This is a genomic window from Brevundimonas bullata (assembly GCF_003350205.1).
Taxonomy (GTDB): domain Bacteria; phylum Pseudomonadota; class Alphaproteobacteria; order Caulobacterales; family Caulobacteraceae; genus Brevundimonas; species Brevundimonas bullata.
In genome coordinates, this window is sequence record NZ_QLLC01000020.1 from 48,540 (window position 1) to 70,875 (window position 22,336).

The window sequence follows — 22,336 nt, forward strand, 5'->3', positions numbered from 1 at the left end:
GAAGGGTCCTCGCTCGGGACTTTGTCGCCACTTCCGCCTCTTCTCTCCCGCCCGCACTCCACTCAGCCGACCAAAGCTGTCCCCACCCTGATACGGGATCAGAAGCTCGTGGACGCATATCTGTCCGGGCCTCCTACCGGCTTGTAGGCAGCAGACCTTGTCAACGTAGTTCAGAACAGGCGCGCTACCTTTCCGGGAAAGCCGTTGTACGATGGTGTCCGGGAGGCGCTATGTATCTGTCGAATCTGAAGATTGAAAACTTCCGGGCGTTCGGCTCCGAAGCCGCGGGCACGTCGCTGGACCTCACGCTGTCGCAGGGTCTGAACCTCCTGGTCGGCGAAAACGACGCGGGCAAGACCGCCGTCGTCGACGCCATACGCCACCTCCTATGGACCACGAGCCAGGATTTCCACCGCTTGACGGAGGACGACTTCCACGTCGAAGGCGACGAGCGCGCCCGGGACATGAAGATCACCGCCGTCTTCGAGGGGCTCAGCCTGCTTCAGCGGGCGGCGTTCCTAGAATATCTGACGATCGCCGACGGTGCCGAGCCCTCCTTGTCGATCTCGTTGCTGGCGCGCAGACAGGACCGCGCTGGCGGGCAGAAGGGCCGCGCGAGCGTCTTTTTCCGCGCTGGGGCCGACGCCAAGGGTCCGCCGGTCGAGGGTGCCTTAAGAGAGTTCCTGCGCTGCACCTATCTCAAACCGCTCCGGGACGCCGAAGGGGAGCTCAGCGCCGGCAGGAGCTCACGGCTATCGCAGATCTTGAAGTCACACCCCGACTTTTCGGAACAGGCAAAAAGCGACTGGTCGGCCGAGGCCCCGACAATCTCGCCCACTACCCTCGTGGGGATCATGAAGCAGGCGGAACACCTGATCCGCTCCAACAGCGTCGTCCAGGCGGTGCATACCAACATCAACAGCCAGTTCCTCGAGGACCTATCCCTCGGGACAGAGATACTCACCGCAGCTATCTCCGTGGCCCGCAGCGCCGACCTGCAGCAGATTCTCGAGAAGCTTGAGCTGGCGCTGGACCCCAAGGCCGGCGTCGGCCTCCCGACACGGCGCGGCCTCGGACTGAATAACGTCCTGTTCATGGCCACCGAACTGCTGCTCCTCGGCGCGTCCGACGGCATGCCATTACTACTGATCGAGGAACCGGAGGCCCACCTTCACCCGCAGATGCAGCTTCGCCTGATGGAGATGCTGGAAGCACGGGCCGCGCCTCCCGCATTGCCTCCTCCCTCTCTGGAAGGCGATCCTCAATCGGAAGCGCATGCGGAACCGAGCGCCACCCTGCCGCCCTCGCCGCTTCCATCGGAGCGGGTTCAGGTCATCGTGACGACCCACAGCCCCACGCTGGCCTCCAAGGCCGACGTCGAGACGCTGACCCTGATCACCCAACACCAGGCGTTTTCTCTTGCGGCGACCTGCACCCAGCTCGACGCGAGCGATTACTCGTTCCTGCGCAGGTTCCTGGACGCGACCAAGGCCAATCTGTTCTTCTCCAAAGCGGTCGTTGTCGTCGAGGGCGACGGTGAGAACATCATCCTCCCGGCCCTTGCCAAGGCGCTGGGGCGGTCTTTCTCGAAGTACGGCGTCTCGGTCGTGAGCGTTGGCCACCGTGGCCTGTTCCGGTATTCGCGGATCTTCCAACGGAATGATGAGCGCAAAGTCCCGATCCGGGTCGCGTGTGTGGCGGACCGGGACGTACCGCCCGCGGAGGCCAAGGCCTATGTCCCGCCCCCTCCGCCTCCAAAGGAGGGCAAGGAGGCGACCCGCAAATTCGCCGACGAGTTCAGCCTCGAGGAGCTCCAAGGCTTCTCGGACAAGCTCCGGGAGCGGGACGGGGAACCGGTCCAGACCTTCGTCTCCCCCAGCTGGACACTCGAACACGACATGGCGCTCGATCCGGCTTTCCGCCCCCTCGTGCATCGCGCGATCAGGCTGGCGCGGCGCGCCAAGAATAGCGGGGTGCCGCTGTCGAATCAGGCAGTGGCCCAGGTGCGCACCAAGGCCGACGGAGACCTGGCGGCCTGGACCACCGAGGACCTCAGCCACGCTCAGATCGCCGCCAAAATCTACGAGCCCCTTTTCGACAAGAAAGCCTCCAAGGCTGAGACGGCCCAATACCTCGCCGACGAGCTTGAGCGCGCAAACCTGTCTCCGACGGAGCTGGTCGCCCGCCTGCCGGCCTACTTGGTCAGCGCGATTGAATACGTCACGGCGCCGGTCGACATCGAAGAGGCCATATGATCCCCGTCGAGATAGCGGATGCAGACATCGACGAGATCGCCGCCTTCATGGGCCGGAACTTCGATGCCGCAGACTGCCGGCAGATCCTCAAGGCGCGCGAGACGCTCGACGTCCAGGCCGCCCCCGGAAGCGGCAAGACGACGCTGCTGGTCGCCAAGCTGGCCCTACTCGGCGCGCGCTGGTCCCACGCCCGCCAGGGGATCTGCGTCCTGTCCCATACCAATGTGGCCCGCGTGGAGGTGGAGACGCGCCTCCACCTCCACCCCGCAGGCCGCGCCTTGCTGAGCTATCCGCACTTCATCGGCACCATCCAGACCTTCGCCCACCAGTACCTGGCGCTGCCGTATCTAAGGGGTTTGGGGATCACACTCCGCAGCGTCGATGACGCGCGCTTCACAGCCGCGGCAAGGAGGCTCGTCAAGCTCAACAGCTTCTGGCACGCCAGAAAATATCTTGAGCGCAATCCAAATCGGGCTGAGGGCATCCTGTCTTCACTTACACTTTCGGGCGCGGATCTGGATCTTACCTGCGGCGAAAGCCTGCCGAGCGAGACGACCGACACCTTCAAGAGCTTCCATAACCTGAAATGGCGGCTCGCCCGCGACGGCGTCTTTCGCTTCGCAGATATGTTCGCCTTCGCTCAGCGCGCTCTCAGAGAAGTCCCCGGAATCGCAGAAGCCGTAAGCAGTCGGTTCCCTGTAGTGTTCTTCGACGAGATGCAAGACACTGGCGCCCTCCAGGAGGCCTTGGCCGAGGCGGCTTTCGGCAACCGCTCGACGATCCAGCGCTTTGGGGACTGCAACCAAGGCATATTCGATAGTTCAGATCATGCCGAGGCGCCAAACAGCTTTCCGGTAGAGGACGCGGTCGACCTTTCTCACAGCCGCCGCTTCGGCCCGTTTATCGCCGCGGCCGCCTCTACCCTCACGGTCGTTCGCGCCCAGAAGATCGTGGGAAACACCGACCGCGCCGAGAAGCGGCATGCCATCTTCCTGTTCGACCGGTCCTGCGTAGACCGGGTGCTGCCCGCTTTCGGCGACCATGTGCTCGCGGAATTCCCCGCACCGCTTGCCTACGGGTTCGTCGCCAAGGCGGTCGCGCTGCGGAAAAAGGGTGAAGGCGCATCCTGGCCGCGCCACCTCGGCGATTACTGGCCGGACTTTGATGCAACCCAGACATCGCGCTCGAACGGCCTGAATACCTTGATTGGCTATGTTCGCCGGGCGCGTGCGGTCCTGACGGAAGATGGGGCTCTCCACGCAGCAGCGCCGATCATCTGGGAGGGCGTCACAGCCCTGCTTCACAATCACGCCTGCGAGCTCCCGACAGGGGAGTCGATCGGGAAGAAGTCCGTGCTCAGGGCGCTAGATGAGACGGTCCCGGACGCCTCGGCCCGTCTGCTCGCGGCCGTGCATGAGTGTTGCCTTGGCCCACCGCTCGTCGAGGCGAATTGGAAGACGATCGTCCAGAACCTCGTCACCTCACTGACGCCCTTGATCTCGACAGCCTCGGCCGCTGACGACTTCCTCATCTGGGATTCAGAGGCGCCGGCGGTCGACGACAAGCCCACCGAACGCCGAAACACCTATGAGCATTTGGGGGACGGCCGATCGGTCGCGATCGACCTCAACACCATCGCGGGGGTCAAGGGTGAGACGCACGATGCGACACTCGTGCTGACATCTTCCAAGAGCAAGCTGTACGACGTCAAGGAGGCGCTGGGCCCGCTTTCGGGCACCGCTGCCGCTAGGGCGAAGACCACCATCCCGCCGCAGCTCATGAACCTCTTTGTCGGGATCACACGACCCAAATCGCTGCTCTGCCTGGCCGTCGTCGCCGATCACATGACAGAGCCCCAGAAGACCGCGTTGATCGGCAACGGATGGCTCATCCAGGACCTGCGTGTGCTTAGATGAGGCCAGCGAGGCGAGCAGTGGAGTTGGTCGGGGCAAGCTTAGAGGTGCCTAGAAGGCGACCTTCCGAGGGTCAGCAACGAGTCAGACCTGCGCACTCGGCATCTGACCGAACCTGCTCGATCCGCCGCTTCACCTTGTAGGCGGTGAAGTTCTTGTCGCGGGTGTTCACCGCCTTGAACTTCGAACCGTCGATGGCGACGAGGGCCGATCCGAACAGGCCCAACTGTCGGCACAGCACCACGAACTGCGCACAGGCCGCCTGGATCGCAGGGCCATTCTCGCGGCGGAAGTCGGCGATGGTCTTGTGGTCCGGCGCCAGCCGCCCCGTTAGCCACATCAGTTCGACGTTGCGCTGCGCCTCACGCTCCAGTCGCCGGCTCGACTGCACCTTGTTCAGGTAGCCGTAGACGTAGAGCTTCAGCAGCATGGCCGGGTGGTAAGCGGGCCGTCCCGTCGCTGCGGGCGTCATCCCCTCAAACCCCAGCCCCTTCAGATCCAGCTCGTCGACGAAGACATCGACCACCCGGACCGGATTATCCTCGGCCACATAGTCATCAAGACACTCGGGAAGCAGCGTCTGCTGCCGGCGATCTGCACCCTGAACGAAGCGGCTCATACCCACCTCCTGCTGACCTCAGAAGGCTAAGCTAATTCGCTCCATACCAAGACGTTTTTACACAGCCTCAGTCAGGTCCGGCTATTCGCCCCCCCTCCCTCCTTTGCGTATAAGGGCCATTCTCAGCAGTTCTGGATATAGGTCACATAGAAGCCCCGGATCATCCGGTGCTCTTGCATCCGTTCCCCTAGCGAAAAGCCGTTCATCTTTCGGGGTGTAGGCTGAAAAATATCCAACCCACGATCCAGAACCATCTTCCAGCCGGTGTCCGTTGTAATGTCGCGTGCATGGAGCGTTCCGGTTCCATCAAAGACCCAGGTGAAATCAACGCCCGTACCAGTGCAGGCCTCGGTGATCCCATCGAGGCATTCCCGCTGCTCTTGAATGTTCCCATCGTCCGGAGCGGTGACAAGATGCACCGCGACCTGATCTTCGGGCTGTTTGCGTCGGATCAGCATCTCGATCAGTTCCATCACGTTGCGCGCCTGATAAAACTTCCGGACATATGGATCGGTAATGACAATCCGCGTTGCTCCATCCGTCCATGGGCCAAAGATCTTGTCGAAGCTGATGCCCTTGCGGTTTTCCGTGAAGACGACATGCCCGGGCTTCGGGACAAAAGCAGGAGCAGGAGCAGCGGCAACATCAGGCGCTGCGGAGGCAGCCGACGCTGACGCTGGCACCGCCGAAATCGGCACGACCTCAGGCTGATCCGCACTGACATCCACATCGCCGGCAGACCGCCGATGGTAGAACTGAGGAAACTCTTCTTCCTCCAGCGTGGTGACAGCGCGCTTTGCTCCATCCGACGCGATGTAATGGAAATCAGCGCTTTCAAAGGTGCTGTCGATCCGCAGGAGCTGGTCTTTCACCCGTTTGCGGCATTCAATCGCAAACCGCAGCAACTCTTCAACCTCAGCTTCCGTCTCGCCGCCATTCGGGAAAATCAGCTTCAACAGGCCGGACATGGTTTTGCTGATCGCTGCACGGTCCCGGATATGGGTCTGAACGGGAATGGTGAAGTAGCGATCCGGCCGGTGCGAGAAGTCCTCGGCACGCAGGTGACGCAGGATTTCAGCAAGATAGTCGACGATGAACCCATAGCCAGACGTGAACATATCGCCTCGAATGATGCCTACCTCCCATCCCGGGAGATAGGCATGCAATCGATCGATAAAGGCGCTGTCGTGGAACTGCGGCGGCAGCGCCTCGAACAGGTCAGTATTTTTCAGCATCCATGGGACGTTATGGTCTGTATTGCCAACGAAGGCGAAACTGGCCTCAGCACCCATGGGATTTACCCCCCGCGAGAACTGCTTGTTCGCCATGTAGTTCTTCATGATATCGACAAGCGCCTTGTTAGCTGTCTTATCGCGGCCGGCAAATTCGTCAAAAGCGACGACATCCCAATAGCCAACCAACCCAATCCGCCCATTGGAGTTGTTCACGAAGAGCTTAGGAATCGTGACTTCACCCCCGGAGATCAACTGACCATGAGGGGAGAACTCGGAATAGATATGCGATTTGCCCGTCCCCTTGGGACCAAGCTCAATGAGGTTGTAGTTGCGCTCGACGAAGGGGATCAGTCGTAACAGTTGCAAAAGTTTCGACCTGCGCCCGAACAGAGAGGGGTCAAACCCGATGCTCTGCATCAGAAGATCAATCCATTCCGCGGTGGTGAATTTGTCACGCGTCTCGCGATACCCGTCATAGTCGACGCGGGCGATCTGGATCGGTTTCAGCGTATCGATGATCCAGGGGGAAATCCGGCTGTCTTCCGAGAACTCATATTGCACATCGGCGATGCACCAAATTCCGGTAACCAGCAGTTTCGGATGGGCCTTGACCGTGGCGCTGTCGATCGCAACCCGTTTGATCCCAAGGTTCTCAAACACCGCCTCATAGGCGTCGGTCTTTTCGTTCAACGCAACGCTGACCTGATCGATGACCTTGTAGCGGCCACGCTCCTTGATTGTCGACTGGACCAGCCCTGCTTCGGAACGATGGACGTAATGTTTGCGCAGGATATCCTTGACCGTCTCGATGCCTGTCGCAATCGAGGCTTCGTCGTCGGTGGCGCAGTATTGGCCAAGCAGGTATTCGAGCACATAGGTGGGAACAATGGCATTCCCCTTCACGGCCTTCACCAGGTCCTTGCGAACCACGAAACCGGCAAAATGCTCGTTTATCTTGTCATCAAGGGTCGACATCGGCACCTCAGAAATCGAAATCTGTGCTGATCCCGCGCTTCAGTAGCAATGGCTGTGAAGCGTGATCTTCGAAATGGCTGGTCTTGCCGATGCGTGTCCGCAGCTTCAGAAATACTGTCTGATTGTTATAGGCGTCTGCGCCCCGGGACAGCAGGAAGTTGCGCGATAGCTCGCGCTCACGCGGGTTCTCGGACGCAAAATCAAACTCCAGCTCGGCTTCGTCAGAGATGAGTGCTTCATCACCTGCAAAGATTGCGGCATAGACCTGCCGGGGCTGCTGTTTTTCGGTAACCGGCTCCGCCTGATAGAATGTGATCTGGATCTGACCTGTCGTGATCTGGGCGCGGGCCGGCGGAATGATCTGCACCGACACCTGCCCGATATCCTCCTTGCGCTGCTTTCCCACACGCAGAACCGGCAGGACGATCTCCTGCAGGCTCGCCCCACCATGGACAAAGCGGCTGCCTGATCCTTTCACGCGCAGACGGTTGATCGAGTTCGGGATCAAGATGTCCTGATCACCACCCAAGCCAAGCTGCGCGGCCGTGAACTTCTTCATACCAACGCCGCTGCTAAGGCCCCGACCGATCACATAGCGCCGATTGCGTGTGACGATGTCGCCTTCCGGCTCACTCAGCGCAAAGCCGCTTTCTTCTAAAGCCTTGTGCTGCCAAAGGAACCCATGATCCGCGGTGATCAGGATGTTCGAGAAATTGGCCGAGGTCAGCTTGCGCACCAGCTTCACCAGATCCTCAATGGCAGTCTCCGCCGCCGCAGGAACATTCTCTTCGGTGGCCAGCTTGTCGCCAATCGCGTCGATCTGATTGTGGTACAGGTAGAGAACATCATTATCTCGAAAGAGGCCCTTGCCCTCTGATGTCGCGAGATTCATGAAATCTTTCGCCGCCAGAACCTTGACTCGGTCCCCCGCCCGACCAGCAGCCAGCGCCTTTTCACGAGCGACCGCGCCCATGGTGCTTTCACCGTCCAGCAACACCAGGTCATTGTCATTGCGAATGGCCAACTTCTGGTGCGGCAAGAGCGCCGCCATGCCAAGCTGAGTATAGCTGGGTAAGGCTCCGATCATCGGCGTCAGCTCGGCATCAAACCGGTTGAGCTTACGGATCTCCCGCAGTGTCTCTTCGGCTACTTCGTAGCGGAGCGCGTCCGAGATGATGACGACGACTTTCTGTGGGTTCTCAAGGCGTCGGTAGAACGCAACCTGCTCTTGGTAAAAACCCATTTGACGCGGGAATCCCGGCACCGCCCAATCCGTCAGACGGGTTACCTGATCCTGCCAAGCATCGTTCAGCTTCAGCACGAAATTCGTAGTGTAGCGGTTCTCGACCGCGTCATAGAGCGCGGACAACAGCCCCGACTGCCCGCTTTTCTGCATGTGATAGATAAACTTGCGATAAAGCTGGTCCAGGCGGAACCAGCTCGCGGAATAGCGCTTCACGCCGTCGGACAGGCTGGTCATGGTCAGGTCGGCCTCAGCCAAGGCCTGCTGGAACTCGGTCGCGTAACCGATGGCCTGATAGACGTCCGCGTAACGAGCATACCAATGACTCTGACGGCGATCGCGTACCCATTTCAGCACATCTGTCGCCGCCAGGCTCTGCTGGGCCAACCCCTCGACGATGGCGATGACGATCCGCCGATCTACCTCTTCGAAATGGTCATGCGGCATCAGCTTGCGGAAATCACGTGGTGCCAGATCGTCCCGGATCTTCAGCACATCCTGATAATCGCCCGAGAGCTTTTCGAACGCCTCTCCCCACCGGCGCGAGGCGCTCCAGCGGCGGAACATCAGCGCAGCATCCGTGCTCAGGGCGGCAGCCTCGCCCATCGCGCGCGCCCAGGCACTGGAAAAGAGTGTGATGGCGAAGTCCTGAAAATCCGGTTCGGAAGTCACATAGCCATAACGCGTGGCCACTTCCTTCCAGAAGAACTCCGCCAGCCCGACCCGATCCATCAGCCGCAGCGCTTCATCACGCTCTTCGGCTAATTCGGCCAGCAGAGCCTCGATCACCGTATCCAGATCGCCATCCGCACCGGCGCAGACTGCGAGCATCTTACGGCGGACATCATTCGCGCTTTGCGACGGGCGCTCGCGCTCGATGGCGCGCAGGGCTTCCAGCCGCTTGCCGGAACGGTAGAATTCGGCGTGATCGCGCACGGCGGCTTCGTATTTCGCCGAAATGCCGAGATCGGCTACCCATATCGCCGCCTGATCGGCGCGGAAGACCGCGCTGGCCAGTTGCACATCCAACAACCAGTTCTCAGCCATCGGCGGCTCAGGGCCATCCTTAAAGAGAAGGAACCGCGCTTTCGGCTCCTGCCGCAGCATGCGGTATTTAAGGCCGAATTCGCTGTTGGCGATCTCCACCTTGGTCACGCCCGGCAGGTCAACGGCATCGAATGCCGCGCGCAGATCGCGAACGGCGTCATACCAGAAGACTATGCGGTGCCCCTGATCCTCATAAAGCCGCATCAGGCCGGCGGTGATGCGGTCAGTCATCCGCGGCCTCCAGCCCCTTGATCGGCTTCAGCGCGCCGGCGAACAGCGGATAGTTGCGCTTCACCCCGTCATCCAGATCGATGGCGATCTTCTGCTGCGCCATGGGATAGACGACATCGCGTTCCCATTCGGTCAGCTCGGCGATCTGTTTGATGACCGTAGTTGTTTCCTTCTGCGCCTTTGTTTGCTGGGCGGGCGTAGCGGCAGGATCGTCGGCCAGCTTTTCCAGCCGGGCACGCTCCACCTCCAGCTTGTGAATGAATTCGCGCAGATACTGGTTCAGCACGACGGAGACCGTGTCGGGCCGATAGCGGTGCATGTAGATCAGCGCGTTGAAGCTGCCCCTGGGGCTGGAAAACATCCAATAGATCGGGCGCTTCTTGTAGCGGCGCACATGATATTCGAAGAAATCCTTCGTGAACCAGCGGCGCAAATCCTTGCCGATCGCCTTTTCGATGAAGGCGAGGTTTTCGCGGAATTTCGCCTCGCCAAAGGTGACACGCAGGAAGTCGCGGGCACGGCTGACGATGTCATCGGCAAACCAGTCGGCATCCAGTACCGGGATGACATTGTCGCGGTCTGGGGCGAAGCTGGGCTCCGGCACGCGGGCCAGATACTCCTCGATCCCCTCTCCCTGATTGGCAAGGATCAGGCCTGGCGCATCGAAGCTGTAGCGCCCGAACATGCAGCCCACGGCATAGTGGAGGAATTCGGCCACCGTATCCTCGCGCAGCCGCGCCTCCCGCTCCTCTTCCGAGGACTTCACGCCATAGCGGTAGGCCGGGTTGCAGGTGAGGGTGATTTCCTCGATCGGCACCTCGGGGGTGAGTTCGTCAGCCAAGCCATAGGCGTCGATGAAAATGCGGTTGTTCTCTTCCTCCAACCGTTGCATCTCGTTCGTCATGCCCCGCCAATGGGTGCGGAGCTTGACGTAGGTGGCCACCAATGTTTCGCCCCGATGATCAGGCGAGAGCAGCGGAAGCGTGGTGAAATCCCAAGAGGTTTCGTAGGCGTCCCAATCTGCTTTGGCGAGTTTGACCAAATCGTCCACAAGGTGCGAAACAGACACTCCATCATAGCCCTCGAAAACGGGAAGGAGCTTCATGCTACCGGGACCAAAATCTTTGGCTGCCACTACTCGTAGCAAGGGCGGAACGGCTTTGGAGTGCAGAAAACCCAATGTGAAATCTAATGCGCGTTTCTTGTCGCCAAAAAACATGGAATTCTTCTGGTCGAATACGTGACCTTGCGACACTCGTCGAACCGACAACCTGCTTGCGATTGTGTTGTAGGCCAAGCCGTCTCGGAAGTAGTATTGTTCATTCCTGACAGTTGCGCTTCTATGAGATTTAATCTCTAATCCGTCGGATGCCCAATCGAGAATAAACTCGTGGTTCCCATACCATTTTCTAAAATCACTACCCTTTACGTACGGAACCCACTTTCCCGACCAACTTGATTTCGTTTCAAGTGTCACGCCGAAGTCAATCGCGTCACGATTAACTTCGCCCCAAGAGCGAATAAAGCGTGGGTTATCTCCCGTTTGGAGGCCAGTAAACGCTTCGGCATACTCTTTCAGAGGTGTCCCTTTTGCATAGGCCTCCCGAGTGTGGTCCGAGACGAAATACGCAACCACGTTTCGAGGCAGACGAGCGAAGTCAGCCCCGCGCGCGCGATGTTCCCCGTGCTTGCTTCGAAGCATGGACGCCTTCTCATCGGAAGTCTGACCCTCAGTCAGATCGAAAAATTGAGCTTCTCGATTGGGATCGCCATCCTTTTGAGATACAAAGCATGCGACCTGTACAACTTCGCCCTTAATTTCGTCGAAAGCGCGAGGGCCAAGGTGGGCCAACTGCAGGAATGGCGACGCGGTCAACAATCGAACACGCATTTCTGTATAGTCATCGCCGAACAGCCAGCTATCCATTGCGATCATTGATGAAATACCATGCTTTCTTGACAGCTTGCTCAAGCGATCAATGAACGCTGAATATAGATCGGAAAAGCAATCCGAAAACTCTTCAACCAGGAAAGATTGAAGTTGGCCGTTTAGATCACCCTTTTTCTTGTAGGGCGGGTTGGCCACGACCACATGATACTTAGGCGACAGCGCCTCGGCCATGCGCAACACGGCCACGACGCGCTCCTGCACCTCCTTCAGCAGCAAGTCGGATCCGAAATCCCGTGCCTCGACCACCCGCAGCGTCTCGGCCGGATCACGCAGCTTCGGCACGATCAGCGAACCAACGTTCTTGGCCTGCTCGTACTGCCCCAGTGTCTTACGAAGTTCATCCGTGAACAGATCCTTGCCCACCACGGCGGCCACGTCCTGCATCTCGGTAGGTGTGAAGCGCACATTTTGCAGCACGACAATATCAGGCTTCGCCTCCATCCTCAGGAACCGCCGCCGCCCCAGCTTTGCCGCCGCCTTCATCGACAGCGCAAAGGCCGCCAAGGCGCCTGCGCGGTTATCAATCTCGATGCCCGTCAGGTTATGCGTCAGGATCAGGCCGGGGATTTCGGCCGCGTCATGGCCTTCCTCGGCATAGATTTCATAGAGCAGGTCAAACGCATAGGTCAGCATATGGCCCGAACCGCAGGCCGGATCGCAAATGCGGACATCCTCAGGCCGGGCGATCTTCAGGAAGTCCGTTTCCGGCTCTTCCGGCGCGATGTAATAATCCATCTTCGCCGCCAGCTTCGACTGCGGACGGTTCAGCAGCCACAGCCGCCCCAGCGAGTTTTCCACCAGATAGCGGACTATCCAATGCGGGGTGAAGAGCTGCGTCGCGGCGGGAATATTTTCCGCCGTGATCTTCTGGTTCTTCTTCAGGCCTGCAAAGACCTGATCCTTCTTCTCGCTGATATAGAACTGGTAAAGCCAGCCGATGATCTCGACATCCTGGCAGGCATCTTCGGTCATCACCTCGCGCAGGCGGGCAAGGATACTGTCCGGCGACAGCAGATCGTCGGGCACCAGCAGCTCGGTAAAATCCTCGGCCCGGTCGAGCATATCGGCGCGCTCGAACATATACGGCATCGCGCCATGCCATTCGTTGCAGGCGTGGATCAGCAGCAGCCGATAGGCTTCCGCCTGCCCATCATGGACGGGGCGGGTACCGTTCAGATATTCGGCAATCTCGGGCCGGGCGCGATCCGGCAGATTGCCGGCCATAGCCTCCGCCAGAATCTCGGGCCGGGTGGCGCCATCGGCGGGTGAAACGACGCGCGGGTTGGTCAGGCCCGTCAAATCCATGAAGCGCAGCGCGGTGAAGCGGTTGAACCAGGTGTAGGCCGCCTGTTCGATCACGTGGGCGCGGTTGCTGTTAGCGGCCGCTTCCAGCTTGGCAATCGCCTTGGAATGTTCGCGGCGAGCCGCTGCGCCTTCTGCTAGAATCATGTCCAGCCGGGCGGTGACCTGATCGATCAGCAGGTTGCGCGCGCTTTGCGCAAATTTCTTCAGCGCGTTGGTATCCATCAGACAATCACTTTCTTGCCCGCGCCAATCTCGGCCAGCAGGGTCTTTTTCATCTCATCGAGGTAGCGGGTCACATCGTCCTCATCTTCGAGATAGGTTTTCGCGAAGGGGACCGTGATCGACTGAGCCTTGATATACTGGGGCTTTGTCGGTGCCGGCGGCACGTATGGCTTAGCCGGGGCTTCGGCCACGCCGCCGGCAGGTTCGGGCTGAGGCGTGGGAGACGGCGCCGGTGCAGGCGTAAGTTCGGCGATCCGCGTCAGCGTGTCGGCCAAAAGGTTGGAACGCACCTCTGTCGCCCGATGGCGCAAGGCCGGGATCAGGCTTTGCGAGGCTACGCCGGCTTTCTGCACGGCAAGCTCATCGCGGATACGCGCCTGCTGCTCTGGCGGTAGCGCACGGAATTCTGAGGTCTGGGCGATTTTATCAGCCACCTCGTCAATCGCGGCGATGACAGCGTTGCGCTCAGCCAGAACCGTTTGTTCGATAAGCTCTTTCAGGGTGTAGAAATCCGCCTTCAACTCCTGAATTGCAGTGCCCTTGAAGCACTGCGGATCAGCCAGAACCTGACGCATCGTACCGGCAGCAGTATCCTCGTCATAGGCAAGGTTCTGGTCCTGCGCGGCCAGGAATGCGCGCACCTCATCATAGATTCCCTTTTGCGGGCCGGACATGAAGCTGCGGACCTTGTCGAGGATATCCTCCTTGGCATCCAGAAGCTGATCCTCCTGCTCCACCGGGCCGGTAATGAACCAGGTCGCCGACTGGTCGCGCATGCTTTCGAGCAGGTGCCGCAAGGGATCGAGAGCGGCAACAAACGGGTAGCCCGCCGCCTGCCGCCCAAGCGTCTCCAGTTCGCTGGTCAGCTTGCGCAACTGCGCCTGCCACTCCGCACCAAGACTGCGCGCGTCATTCCCCGAGGCGGGTAGGTCGAACAGTGCCTGGAACAGTTCACGCGATTTACGGATCTGGGCGGGGGTGAACTCGATCTGCGGCGAGAGCAGGATATTGCCGAGGCTATGGCTGTTGCGCAGCCCCTGAATAAGTGCCTGCCCTTCCAGCAGGGCGCTGTCGGCACGCGCCTCAAGCTTGCCGCGCGCGACGAGGCTCGCGGTCAGGCAAAGAACGGCGATAGAGGGCCAGCCATAAGGTTTCGCACCAAACTTCTCGACCAAGGCCTTCGCAGAGACCCGCGTCCCAAGCTGCATCTGGGCCTGAGCATGGTTCAGCACATCCTGCTCAGCTTCGGTCAAACCGCTGCCTTCAGCGCCGAAAAGCTCACCATCCGTTTTGCCTGCACGGGCAAGATCCGCTTCGGTGTAGGTGGCGCCGCGTAGCACAGGCAGGCTGGTGTAGACCTTGTCCACCAAGGTCTGGAAACCTTTGACCAGCCGCTCCTGCGGGTCTTCCCCACCGATCTCCAGTTCAGCTCCGCGCACGAACAGCCGCGCCTCTGCCATCAGGCTGCGGAGCCGCTGCACCAGATCCTTTTCACGCCGCGTATTCTGATCCCGCTTTTCCGCGATGATACGATCGCGGCCAGGTTGGGCATCCCCGCTGGTGACCTGACGGGCAAATTTTACGGTCTGGAGCCACAGGATGAGATCGCGAGTAAAGCGTACATCCCGCCCCAGCATGACAACCATCTCATCGCTTGCCATGCTGTTCGAACGCACCACGTCCGGTGCGTCGGAATCGTCGCTGAAGGGCGAGATGATATTCACCGAAAGCTCGTGCTCCCGGTTCAGGCCGTGCCCGTCGAGCTTACGGGTAAAGGCATAGTCAACACCCGTACCCGCATGCTTGATCTTGCCGTGACGCAGGATCGCACCGAAAGCGAGTTCGTCGAGTTGCCGTTCGATCTCAGCGGGATCGACAGCAATCGCCTTGATCTCGGCCTCAACGTCCTTTTCCTCGTTCGTGAGGAATTCATAGACTTCGCCATTGCGCTGGATCAGCGTCTGACGTTCCAGAAGCGACAAAGCCTCTTCGATATTGCGGCGCTGCTCGGTCTGATCCGCCTCGAACCGGGACAACATGAGGATCGATATATTGCGCGCAGTCGGCTTGAATTCCTTGACGTATTTTACAAGGAACAAGACTTTCAGCACCCGCACAGCAAAATCGTCGCCAAGGTTCTTTTCAGCCAGCTGGATCGACTGCTGAACTGATGACTTCAGTGCGGTGCGGATCCCCTCGAACATCAGATCGAAGGTCGCAAGCCTCCCGACCGGCGTATCTGCCAGCCGCTTCGCCACCTCCTGAAACACTCCCAGCATCGAGCGTTCGCCAACCGAGCTATGCTTGCCCTCAAACGCGTTATGCTGCGAGAGGCCCATGATCGCACGCTGAAACAGATCATACTGGTAATTCGGGAACGGATAGCTCGCGATAAACTGCTCTTTTCCGGAAAAATTCTTGAACTTGAAAGAATTATCGCCAAAATCGAACAGCGTGCGTAGATTGTTCTCTTCAGCATCGTAAAGATTTCCAAGGGTAATCTGTCCGGCCTCCGTCTTGGCCAGCAAACGGCGCTGAATGACTTCAGCCACATCCTGAGAGTTTAGCGGCATCCGGTTGGCAAAGCGCGCCTGGATTTTCGAGAAGTCATTCTCCTGCTGCGCCGTCAGATCTCCGATAACGGACCCCATGTCCTGCTGGGCAGTGACAACAATCCAGGCTTGCCCCTTGCATTTCGTGTTCAGGCTTTCGGCAATCGTCTGCAAGTTCGTCATCAGTTTGACGTTGTCGGCGATATACTGCCCCACCTCGTCGACGAAGAAGTTCAGCCGAAACTTTGGCTCCTGCGCATCGATCCATGACTTCACCATATTGGCAAAATCCTCGATCGAGACCTTCGTATCCTTGCGATACTGGCCAAGAACGTCCTTCACCTCATCGCCCGTGACCTGGGCAAAAGCCGCAGCAATGTGCTTGCCTTCCATCAGCGCCTGTTCGCGTCCACGCTCCCAGGGTTTGCCGGAAGACTGGGCAAAGGCCGCCCTAAAGGCTTCAAGCTTTCCGCGGCTGTCCAGATCACGCTCGAACTGTGCGATATGCGGGAGCTTGCCATAATAGCCGCACATCTCGTCAAAGACCTTCTGGAAGACGGCCAGAAGGGCATCGACATCCGTCTTCGAGATCACATCCGCCTTCTGGTCGATATTGAACAGCACCGACCGAGAGGGGATAGAAACCGCCTTGCGCAAGGCCCCCGCGAGCATCGGGTTGCCCGTAAGCTTGCGCTCAAAGATCTCAACGGCTCTCTGCCCCTCGACCTCCTCATTCTCCAGCAGAAGCGCAAGCATCTTCAGCAGGTGGGATTTACCTGATCCGAAGAAGCCAGAAATCCACACACCATTTGCGGCATCGTAATTATTGTAGGCGTCGAGGAATTGTTCCAGCCGGGCGCCGATCTCGTTGGTGATGACATATTCATCGAGCTCGATCAGGAGGCTGCCCATGTCATCAGCCTTGATGACCCCATCGATCGAACGGTCGACCGGCTTGGCGAAGATATCACGCAGAAAATTAGCCATCGGTCAGACCTCGTAATTCATGATATTGAACGCGCGGTAGTATTTGTCGTCGTGCAACAAGCCGAACAATTCTAGCGAGGCCCCCGTCGCCAACGCATGGGTATACTTCCCCGGAAAGAACATGATCGTCGGCCGGTCCTTCGCGGTGCTTTGCAAGTTGTTGAGCACATTGTGCGAACGCAAGAAGGGGTAAACCTCGCCGACACCTGACACGAAGATCACATCATGTGGGATTTCTTCGATTTGCCGCGCGATCTCCGGAATGAGATGGGCCTGCGGGTCCAGAACGCCCTGCAAGAGTTCCTTAAGTTCCGCCTTCTCCGTCTCGGCCTCAACCTCGAGAATCTGTTCAAAGATGCCCCGATCCTCGAGGATCCTGAGTGAAAGGTCATAGAGGTCAATATCAAGCACGCGAACGCCGGCGTGCCCCAGCCGGGCGATCAGATCCTCGCGATCCTCGCCCAGGCTCAGCCCGTCTTCGGCATCAAAAGCGCAGATGAAAAAGGGAACCTCGTTGCCCAGTCCCTGCTTTTGCAAAAACCGTCCACTGGAAATCACTTTGAATAGGCGCTCGGCACGAGCGCGCCTGTCAAATTTCGTACTCACAATTACCCCCCATCTCCGGGAAAAATCTGCAGATCCGCCGGATTACTCTCCTCAATCAGCCGCTTCATGCGCCCCGACAACCAAATCGGCTGAATTCTACCCCCGACACTTCTCAAACCGGATTCACGCAAAATCCGAAACAAGACCTGACGCAGTTTCGCGCAGGTTGATGATGAAAGCTCAGAGAGGCTTGGATCACATTCAGCTTTTTCCGTGAGGAAACGGTCAAAAGCCTCATGACCCAGGTCAAGTCGCCAGGATTGATAGCGCTCGTTGATCACCTCGACAGCGAACTCATAAACAAAGCGATAGGTCCGGCAGATCGCCAGCCACATCATCGCCTGCTGCTCAGCACGGTCAGCCTCTGCCGACAGGTAATGGCGCTCGGCGTCAGATAGGTGACCTATGCGGTCGTACACTTCCCGAAGTGCGCGGGTTTGCGAGGCCAATTTGGGCAAGGAAGATGCGCCCTGGGCCAGTAAGCGCTCACGAGCAGACGCCCAGCTCTCGCCCGGTTGATAAGCTTGCGCGATCATTAAGCTCTCATTGAGCAACAGCCCCCCCACACTGAAGGACATCCGGTACTTCGACACGCCAGACATAATCGAACCGTTGTCTTTAGCCTTAACCATTACTTACGTCGCACTCGCGCAAAGTCGCGCCCATAAATTCCAAAATCCATTGACGGCCAAATATTCTTGCCCAAGCCATTGCGGCCTATGCCGGTTCTCCTGCCATACGTCACCTCGCAAATTCAGCCTTCTCCAACGCCGCCTCAGTTTCCTCCCGGTTGACGACGACGATGTGTTGACTGCGCGGGGACTGACTCGCTGCATCACCCAGCAGGCTCAGACGCTTCAAGACATAAAACAGCATGGCGTAGCGCACGGTGAGCACGGCCGAGCCGCCCTTCATACCGAAATCCTTGGCTACCACCGCCTTCTGGCTTGCGGTCAGGTCAGGATGCGGGCCGATCTCAACCCCGAAGCGCTCCTGCCACAGCGCGTCCTGAAGCGGGTCCGCGGCACCGTCGCCGATCTCGCCGACACCGAGGATACGCGGCAAGAGGAAGTCCTTGAACTTGTCGGTGACGTGGCAATAGGCGCGCACGTGCCAGCGAAAGCCATCATAGCCGAAGGCATGGGGCGTGATCCGCCGCCAGATCGGATCGGGCCGATCCTTGCTCATCGACTGATAGCGGACATCGACCGAACGGCGATCACGCACCGCGCTCAACACGGCCCTCAGCACGGCCGGATCGATATCTCTGCGCGGCGTCAGCGCAATGTCGGTATCGGGGACCTCGGTGATCCACGAGTCCCACAGGTCGATCAGACCCTCGGCCACCGAACGTAAGCGAGATAGATAGCCGTAGGGATCGGGCTTTAGAAAATGCGGCTCGAACTGCTCGCTGGCGACATAGCGCTTGGCGCTCTTGTCGTAGACCGCGTTGTGCGGCGCCCGCTCCTGATAGAGAGTCAGATCCTTCGAGGCCTGCGGCACCGACACGTCAAACATTTCTATGATGTCGGAGCGATTGATCCCGCCTTCCCAAAAGAGGCGGAACTCGATGAACTCGAGGCGGCGCTCCACGCCCCACTTCAATGTGGTCAGGCCATCCATCCGAAATCGTCCTCCGGCGAATGCAGATAAAAACTATATGGACACATCTGCACGACGAGTTTAGTTTCTATCCCCATCATGGATTCGCGTCAAGCGAAGCCGTGCCGGGCAACAGGGCGGAGAGACGCGACGATGACCAGCATGACCGACCGGCGAACCATCGTCGCCCATGGGCGCATGGCGATGCGGGAGCTTCGCCTCGACGCCGCGCGTCAGCGGCGTCACGGCCTGCAGATCATGTCGTTCGAGCAGCTCGCGGTTCGCCTCGCCGGCGGATTTACCAGGCCGATCGACGACGAGAGCCTGCGCACCGCGATCCAAGCTGTGCTCTCGGCCACGCCGCTCGGCGAACTCGAAAGCATCAAGCTCCTACCCGGCACGGTCGACGCCTCGGCCGACACCCTGCACAAGGCTTGGCACGCTGGCATCGACCTGGCCTCCCGTGCACACGAGCACCCGCGCCTCGACTCCATTGCTCGCCTCGAAGCCGCCGTACTGGCGCAGCTGCCGCCGGGAATGATGCGGCCCTGCGATCTGGTGGCGGCCGCCTGTCAGCGGCTCGCTCACGCCAAGGCCGTTCTGGGACCGGTCGAGATCGTCGGTATCACCGAGCTCTCGCCATGCTGGAGACCGCTGCTTCAGGCGCTGACCGACTACACCCCGGTGACCTGGACGGCAGGCCCTCGGCCCACGCCGTCCTGGCTCGAGACAACCGGCGTCTCCACCGTCCGCGCCCCTGCGCAGACGCCGGCCGTTCGCGCGGAAAGCGCCGCAACGGCTTACCATGAGGCCATCGAGGCGATCCGCTGGGCACGGGCGCTGCTCGCGTCGGGCGAGGCCGAGCCGGCGGACATCGCCATCGCCGCAGCCTCGACGGCGGACTATGATGACCACTTCTTGTCGCTTCGCGCCGACGCGAACCTCGACCTCCACTTCATCCACGGGATCAAGGTCACCACCATCCGCGAGGGTCAGCACGAACAGCCGCCGATAGCCGAACCGTCGCCGCTCCACAGCCAGCGCGCGTAGCCGCTCCCGCAGCGCCGTGTCCGGCTGACGGCAGGAGCGATAGCGCACCGATTTGCGATCGGCCTTGATGATGGAGCAGGCCCGCCGCTCGCTGACGCCGAACGCCGCCTTCAGATGGGCGACGGCCTGGCGCATCGCCGCGGGCCTTACCACTTTTTTGAGAGCAGATCATTCAGCGCCGCCTTGTCGAGCATGGCGTCGGCCAGCAGACGTTTCAGCCGGCCGTTCTCGTCTTCCAGGGCGCGCAGGCGCTGGGCGTCCGACACGCTCATCCCGCCGAACTTGGCCTTCCAGGCGTAGATCGTGCCCTCCGACACGCCGTGCTTGCGCGCCAGCTCGCCCGCTTTGGCGCCGGCCTCGTTCTCCCGCAGGATCCCGATGATCTGCTCTTCCGTGAATCTCGCTCGTTTCATTCCGTCCGTCCTTTCAAGGGCCGGACTCTAGCTCCGCGTGGAGGAAATTCTCAGGGGCACGTCACCCCCTCCCTCGCGCATTCGATCGTCAGAACGCGTTCATGAAAGGTTTAATGTCAGCTGGCCGACATTGGAAGGCCGCGCCGAACAAACACCAGGAGACAGATCGACGCTTGGCATCGTCAAAGCCGCTGCCTCTCCCATTCCACCGGAAACGGCATCATCAGCACCGCCAGCGTGATTTCTGGCCCCTGCCTGCCGTCGAGGATCGCAACGACGCTTATGGTAAAGCTGGGCCGCATTGCCCCTGGCTCCCGAGGTCGCTACGGTCCAAGCGCCAGACTTCTGATCCGCCGGTTTGCAACCGCATCTCCCGAGCACTAAGTTAAAGCGCAGATTGTCTCGAAGAATCGAAGGATCATCCTTGCTCTATGTCGACATCCCCGCGCTCTCCGACTTGCGAAAGCTCAATGAGGTGCGCGCCGACGCCTGCGTGTCGCTCTATGTTTCAACCACTCCTGTGACCCAGGATGTAGAGGCGTCACGCATCGAGGCAGGCAACCTCGCCAAGCAAGCTTACGCGCAACTTGATGCCGGTGGCTTGGACAAGCGGCGCCTGGCGGCACTGGGGGAACAGCTCGACGATCTGCTGGATGATGACGAGTTCTGGCGCTTTCAGGCGAACTCGCTCGCGATCTTTGCAACGCCGGATACCATCCAGACCTTCCGGCTGGCAAACCGGCTTCAGCCTGCGATTGAGGTCGCGGATCGCTTCCTAACCAAGCCGCTGATGCGTGCCATTACCTTCCCGAACGACGCATTCGTACTCGCCCTGTCGGAGAACGATGTGCGCCTAATTGAGATCTTCCCGGACCTACCCCCGCAACGCTTGCAGGTGCCAGGCCTGCCGAAGGACGCTGCTAGCGCGGTCAACGTGTCCTCACTCAACAACCGGACCTCGATGCGCCGCGTGATGGGTTCCGGGGGCCAGAAGGTGCGGCTCGCACAATATTCACGCATGGTGGATGCTGCCATTCGTCCGATACTTTTGGGACGCGTCGCGCCGTTGATCCTGGCTGCCAACGAGCCTGTTGCGGCCATTTTCCGTTCTATCAACAGCAATCCGAACCTCGTCCCCGAAACCCTGACGGTGACCAACGACCGTTCGACCGAGGCTGAGATTGCCGCAGCGGCGCGGCCCATACTCGATGCCATCTATGCGCGGGAGATCGAAGAGGTCAAAGCTCTGTTTGAACAACGCGCCAATGACCGCCGGGCGACCACGGATGTCTCGGACGCCGCGCGTCTTGCCACATTCGGCGGGATTGAAACCCTGCTGGTGAATTTTGACGAGATCGTTCATGGCACCGTCGACGAGGATACCGGAGCCGTAATCTTTGGCGAGGAAGGGCCCGACACCTATGGCATCGTTGATGAGATCATGGCTCGTGCACTGACCAGCGGTGCTCGCATCATTGCCGCACGTAAGAATGATATTCCGGGCGGTGGATCGTTGGCAGCCACCTTGCGCTATCCACTTTAGGATCCGCGGGATACTTTCTTGATCTGCCTTTCCCACTCGACCGGAAACGGCTTCATCAACGCCGCCAGCGTGATTTCCGGCCCCTGTCGTCCGTCCAGAATAGCTTCGATGAGGTCGGGCGCCAGCAGGGTCAGGCGCAGGACTCGGCTGACATAGGAGGCATTGATCTTCTCGGCGACGGCAATGTCCTCGACGGTGGTGTGAACACCGGTTTCCAGCAGCTTGCGCCAGCGGAAGCCACGGGCAATGGCCTTCACCATGGTGTTGTCGACGCGAGCGCGTGGTGGCGCCCATGATGGCGTGCCATCTGGCAGGACAATCTGCTTGCGGCCGCCGCGCTTGGCGAAGGTCAGCGGCACATGCACGGTGATTGTGTCGTGATCGCTGGTGACAGTAGCGGCCATGGTCATGCTGCCTTCCTGTTGTCAGTGCCGATAGCGCCGAGATCGCCAACAAGGCTCGCCAGCCCCTGCGTGCGGGAACCGTCAGGTTAACTGAGCACATTCAAAAAGCCCCCAACCCTGCAAAATATCGTAGCCATCCGGTGAGGACCGCGGCGAGCTAAAGCGGCTGCAGGATCTCGTCGG

12 protein-coding genes and 2 pseudogenes are annotated in these 22,336 nt (G+C 59.7%); 4 read left to right on the forward strand and 10 right to left on the reverse strand.

Annotated elements, in window-relative coordinates:
• Nucleotides 1–230 precede the first annotated feature (230 nt).
• A complete protein-coding gene (locus DXK21_RS10915) occupies nt 231–2,255 on the forward strand; it encodes an ATP-dependent nuclease (protein WP_114817808.1) in 2,025 nt (674 codons plus the stop codon).
• The gene (locus DXK21_RS10920; RefSeq protein ID WP_114817809.1) at nt 2,252–4,171 is read left to right on the forward strand and encodes a UvrD-helicase domain-containing protein; all 1,920 of its coding nucleotides are present in this window, start codon (nt 2,252–2,254) and stop codon (nt 4,169–4,171) included. The genes DXK21_RS10915 and DXK21_RS10920 overlap by 4 nt, the downstream gene beginning before the upstream one ends.
• A gap of 103 nt (nt 4,172–4,274) precedes the next feature.
• Here the strand turns inward: DXK21_RS10920 and DXK21_RS10925 are convergent.
• The 8 genes and pseudogenes from DXK21_RS10925 to DXK21_RS10960 all read right to left on the reverse strand — a co-directional run.
• Nucleotides 4,275–4,787, reverse strand: a pseudogene (locus DXK21_RS10925) (transposase); the annotation flags it as partial.
• 122 nt (nt 4,788–4,909) lie between these two features.
• Entirely contained in the window at nt 4,910–6,997 is a 2,088-nt protein-coding gene (gene brxL, locus DXK21_RS10930; protein WP_114817817.1) for a BREX system Lon protease-like protein BrxL, read from the reverse strand.
• Between the two features lie 7 nt (nt 6,998–7,004).
• Nucleotides 7,005–9,518 (reverse strand): BREX-1 system phosphatase PglZ type A, encoded by a 2,514-nt coding sequence (gene pglZ / locus DXK21_RS10935; protein ID WP_114817810.1) that lies wholly within the window; start codon nt 9,516–9,518, stop codon nt 7,005–7,007.
• Nucleotides 9,511–12,996 carry a BREX-1 system adenine-specific DNA-methyltransferase PglX gene (gene pglX, locus DXK21_RS10940; protein ID WP_114817811.1) on the reverse strand — a complete coding sequence of 1,162 codons (3,486 nt, stop codon included), beginning with the start codon at nt 12,994–12,996 and terminating at the stop codon, nt 9,511–9,513. The genes pglZ and pglX overlap by 8 nt, the downstream gene beginning before the upstream one ends.
• Nucleotides 12,996–16,535 carry a BREX system P-loop protein BrxC gene (gene brxC, locus DXK21_RS10945; protein WP_114817812.1) on the reverse strand — a complete coding sequence of 1,180 codons (3,540 nt, stop codon included), beginning with the start codon at nt 16,533–16,535 and terminating at the stop codon, nt 12,996–12,998. The genes pglX and brxC overlap by 1 nt, the downstream gene beginning before the upstream one ends.
• A 3-nt stretch (nt 16,536–16,538) precedes the next feature.
• Nucleotides 16,539–17,141, reverse strand: coding sequence for a DUF1788 domain-containing protein (locus DXK21_RS10950; RefSeq protein WP_114817813.1), 603 nt, complete (start codon nt 17,139–17,141; stop codon nt 16,539–16,541).
• Between the two features lie 2 nt (nt 17,142–17,143).
• Entirely contained in the window at nt 17,144–17,773 is a 630-nt protein-coding gene (locus tag DXK21_RS10955; protein ID WP_245945186.1) for a DUF1819 family protein, read from the reverse strand.
• A gap of 109 nt (nt 17,774–17,882) precedes the next feature.
• A complete protein-coding gene (locus DXK21_RS10960) occupies nt 17,883–18,764 on the reverse strand; it encodes a helix-turn-helix transcriptional regulator (protein WP_114817814.1) in 882 nt (293 codons plus the stop codon).
• Nucleotides 18,765–18,896: 132 nt separating this feature from the next.
• Here DXK21_RS10960 and DXK21_RS10965 point away from each other — a divergent pair, with 132 nt between their 5' ends.
• Complete coding sequence (locus DXK21_RS10965; RefSeq protein ID WP_211306022.1) at nt 18,897–19,793, forward strand: hypothetical protein; 897 nt, start codon at nt 18,897–18,899, stop codon at nt 19,791–19,793.
• Here the strand turns inward: DXK21_RS10965 and DXK21_RS10970 are convergent.
• Nucleotides 19,722–20,206: pseudogene (locus DXK21_RS10970) on the reverse strand (transposase); the annotation flags it as partial. The gene DXK21_RS10965 and the pseudogene DXK21_RS10970 sit on opposite strands and share 72 nt — an antisense overlap.
• Nucleotides 20,207–20,630: 424 nt before the next feature.
• Here DXK21_RS10970 and DXK21_RS10975 point away from each other — a divergent pair.
• Nucleotides 20,631–21,749 carry a baeRF11 domain-containing protein gene (locus DXK21_RS10975; RefSeq protein ID WP_114817815.1) on the forward strand — a complete coding sequence of 373 codons (1,119 nt, stop codon included), beginning with the start codon at nt 20,631–20,633 and terminating at the stop codon, nt 21,747–21,749.
• Here DXK21_RS10975 and DXK21_RS10980 read toward each other — a convergent pair.
• Nucleotides 21,746–22,159 (reverse strand): hypothetical protein, encoded by a 414-nt coding sequence (locus DXK21_RS10980; protein ID WP_211306021.1) that lies wholly within the window; start codon nt 22,157–22,159, stop codon nt 21,746–21,748. The two genes, DXK21_RS10975 and DXK21_RS10980, sit on opposite strands and share 4 nt — an antisense overlap.
• Nucleotides 22,160–22,336 lie beyond the last annotated feature (177 nt).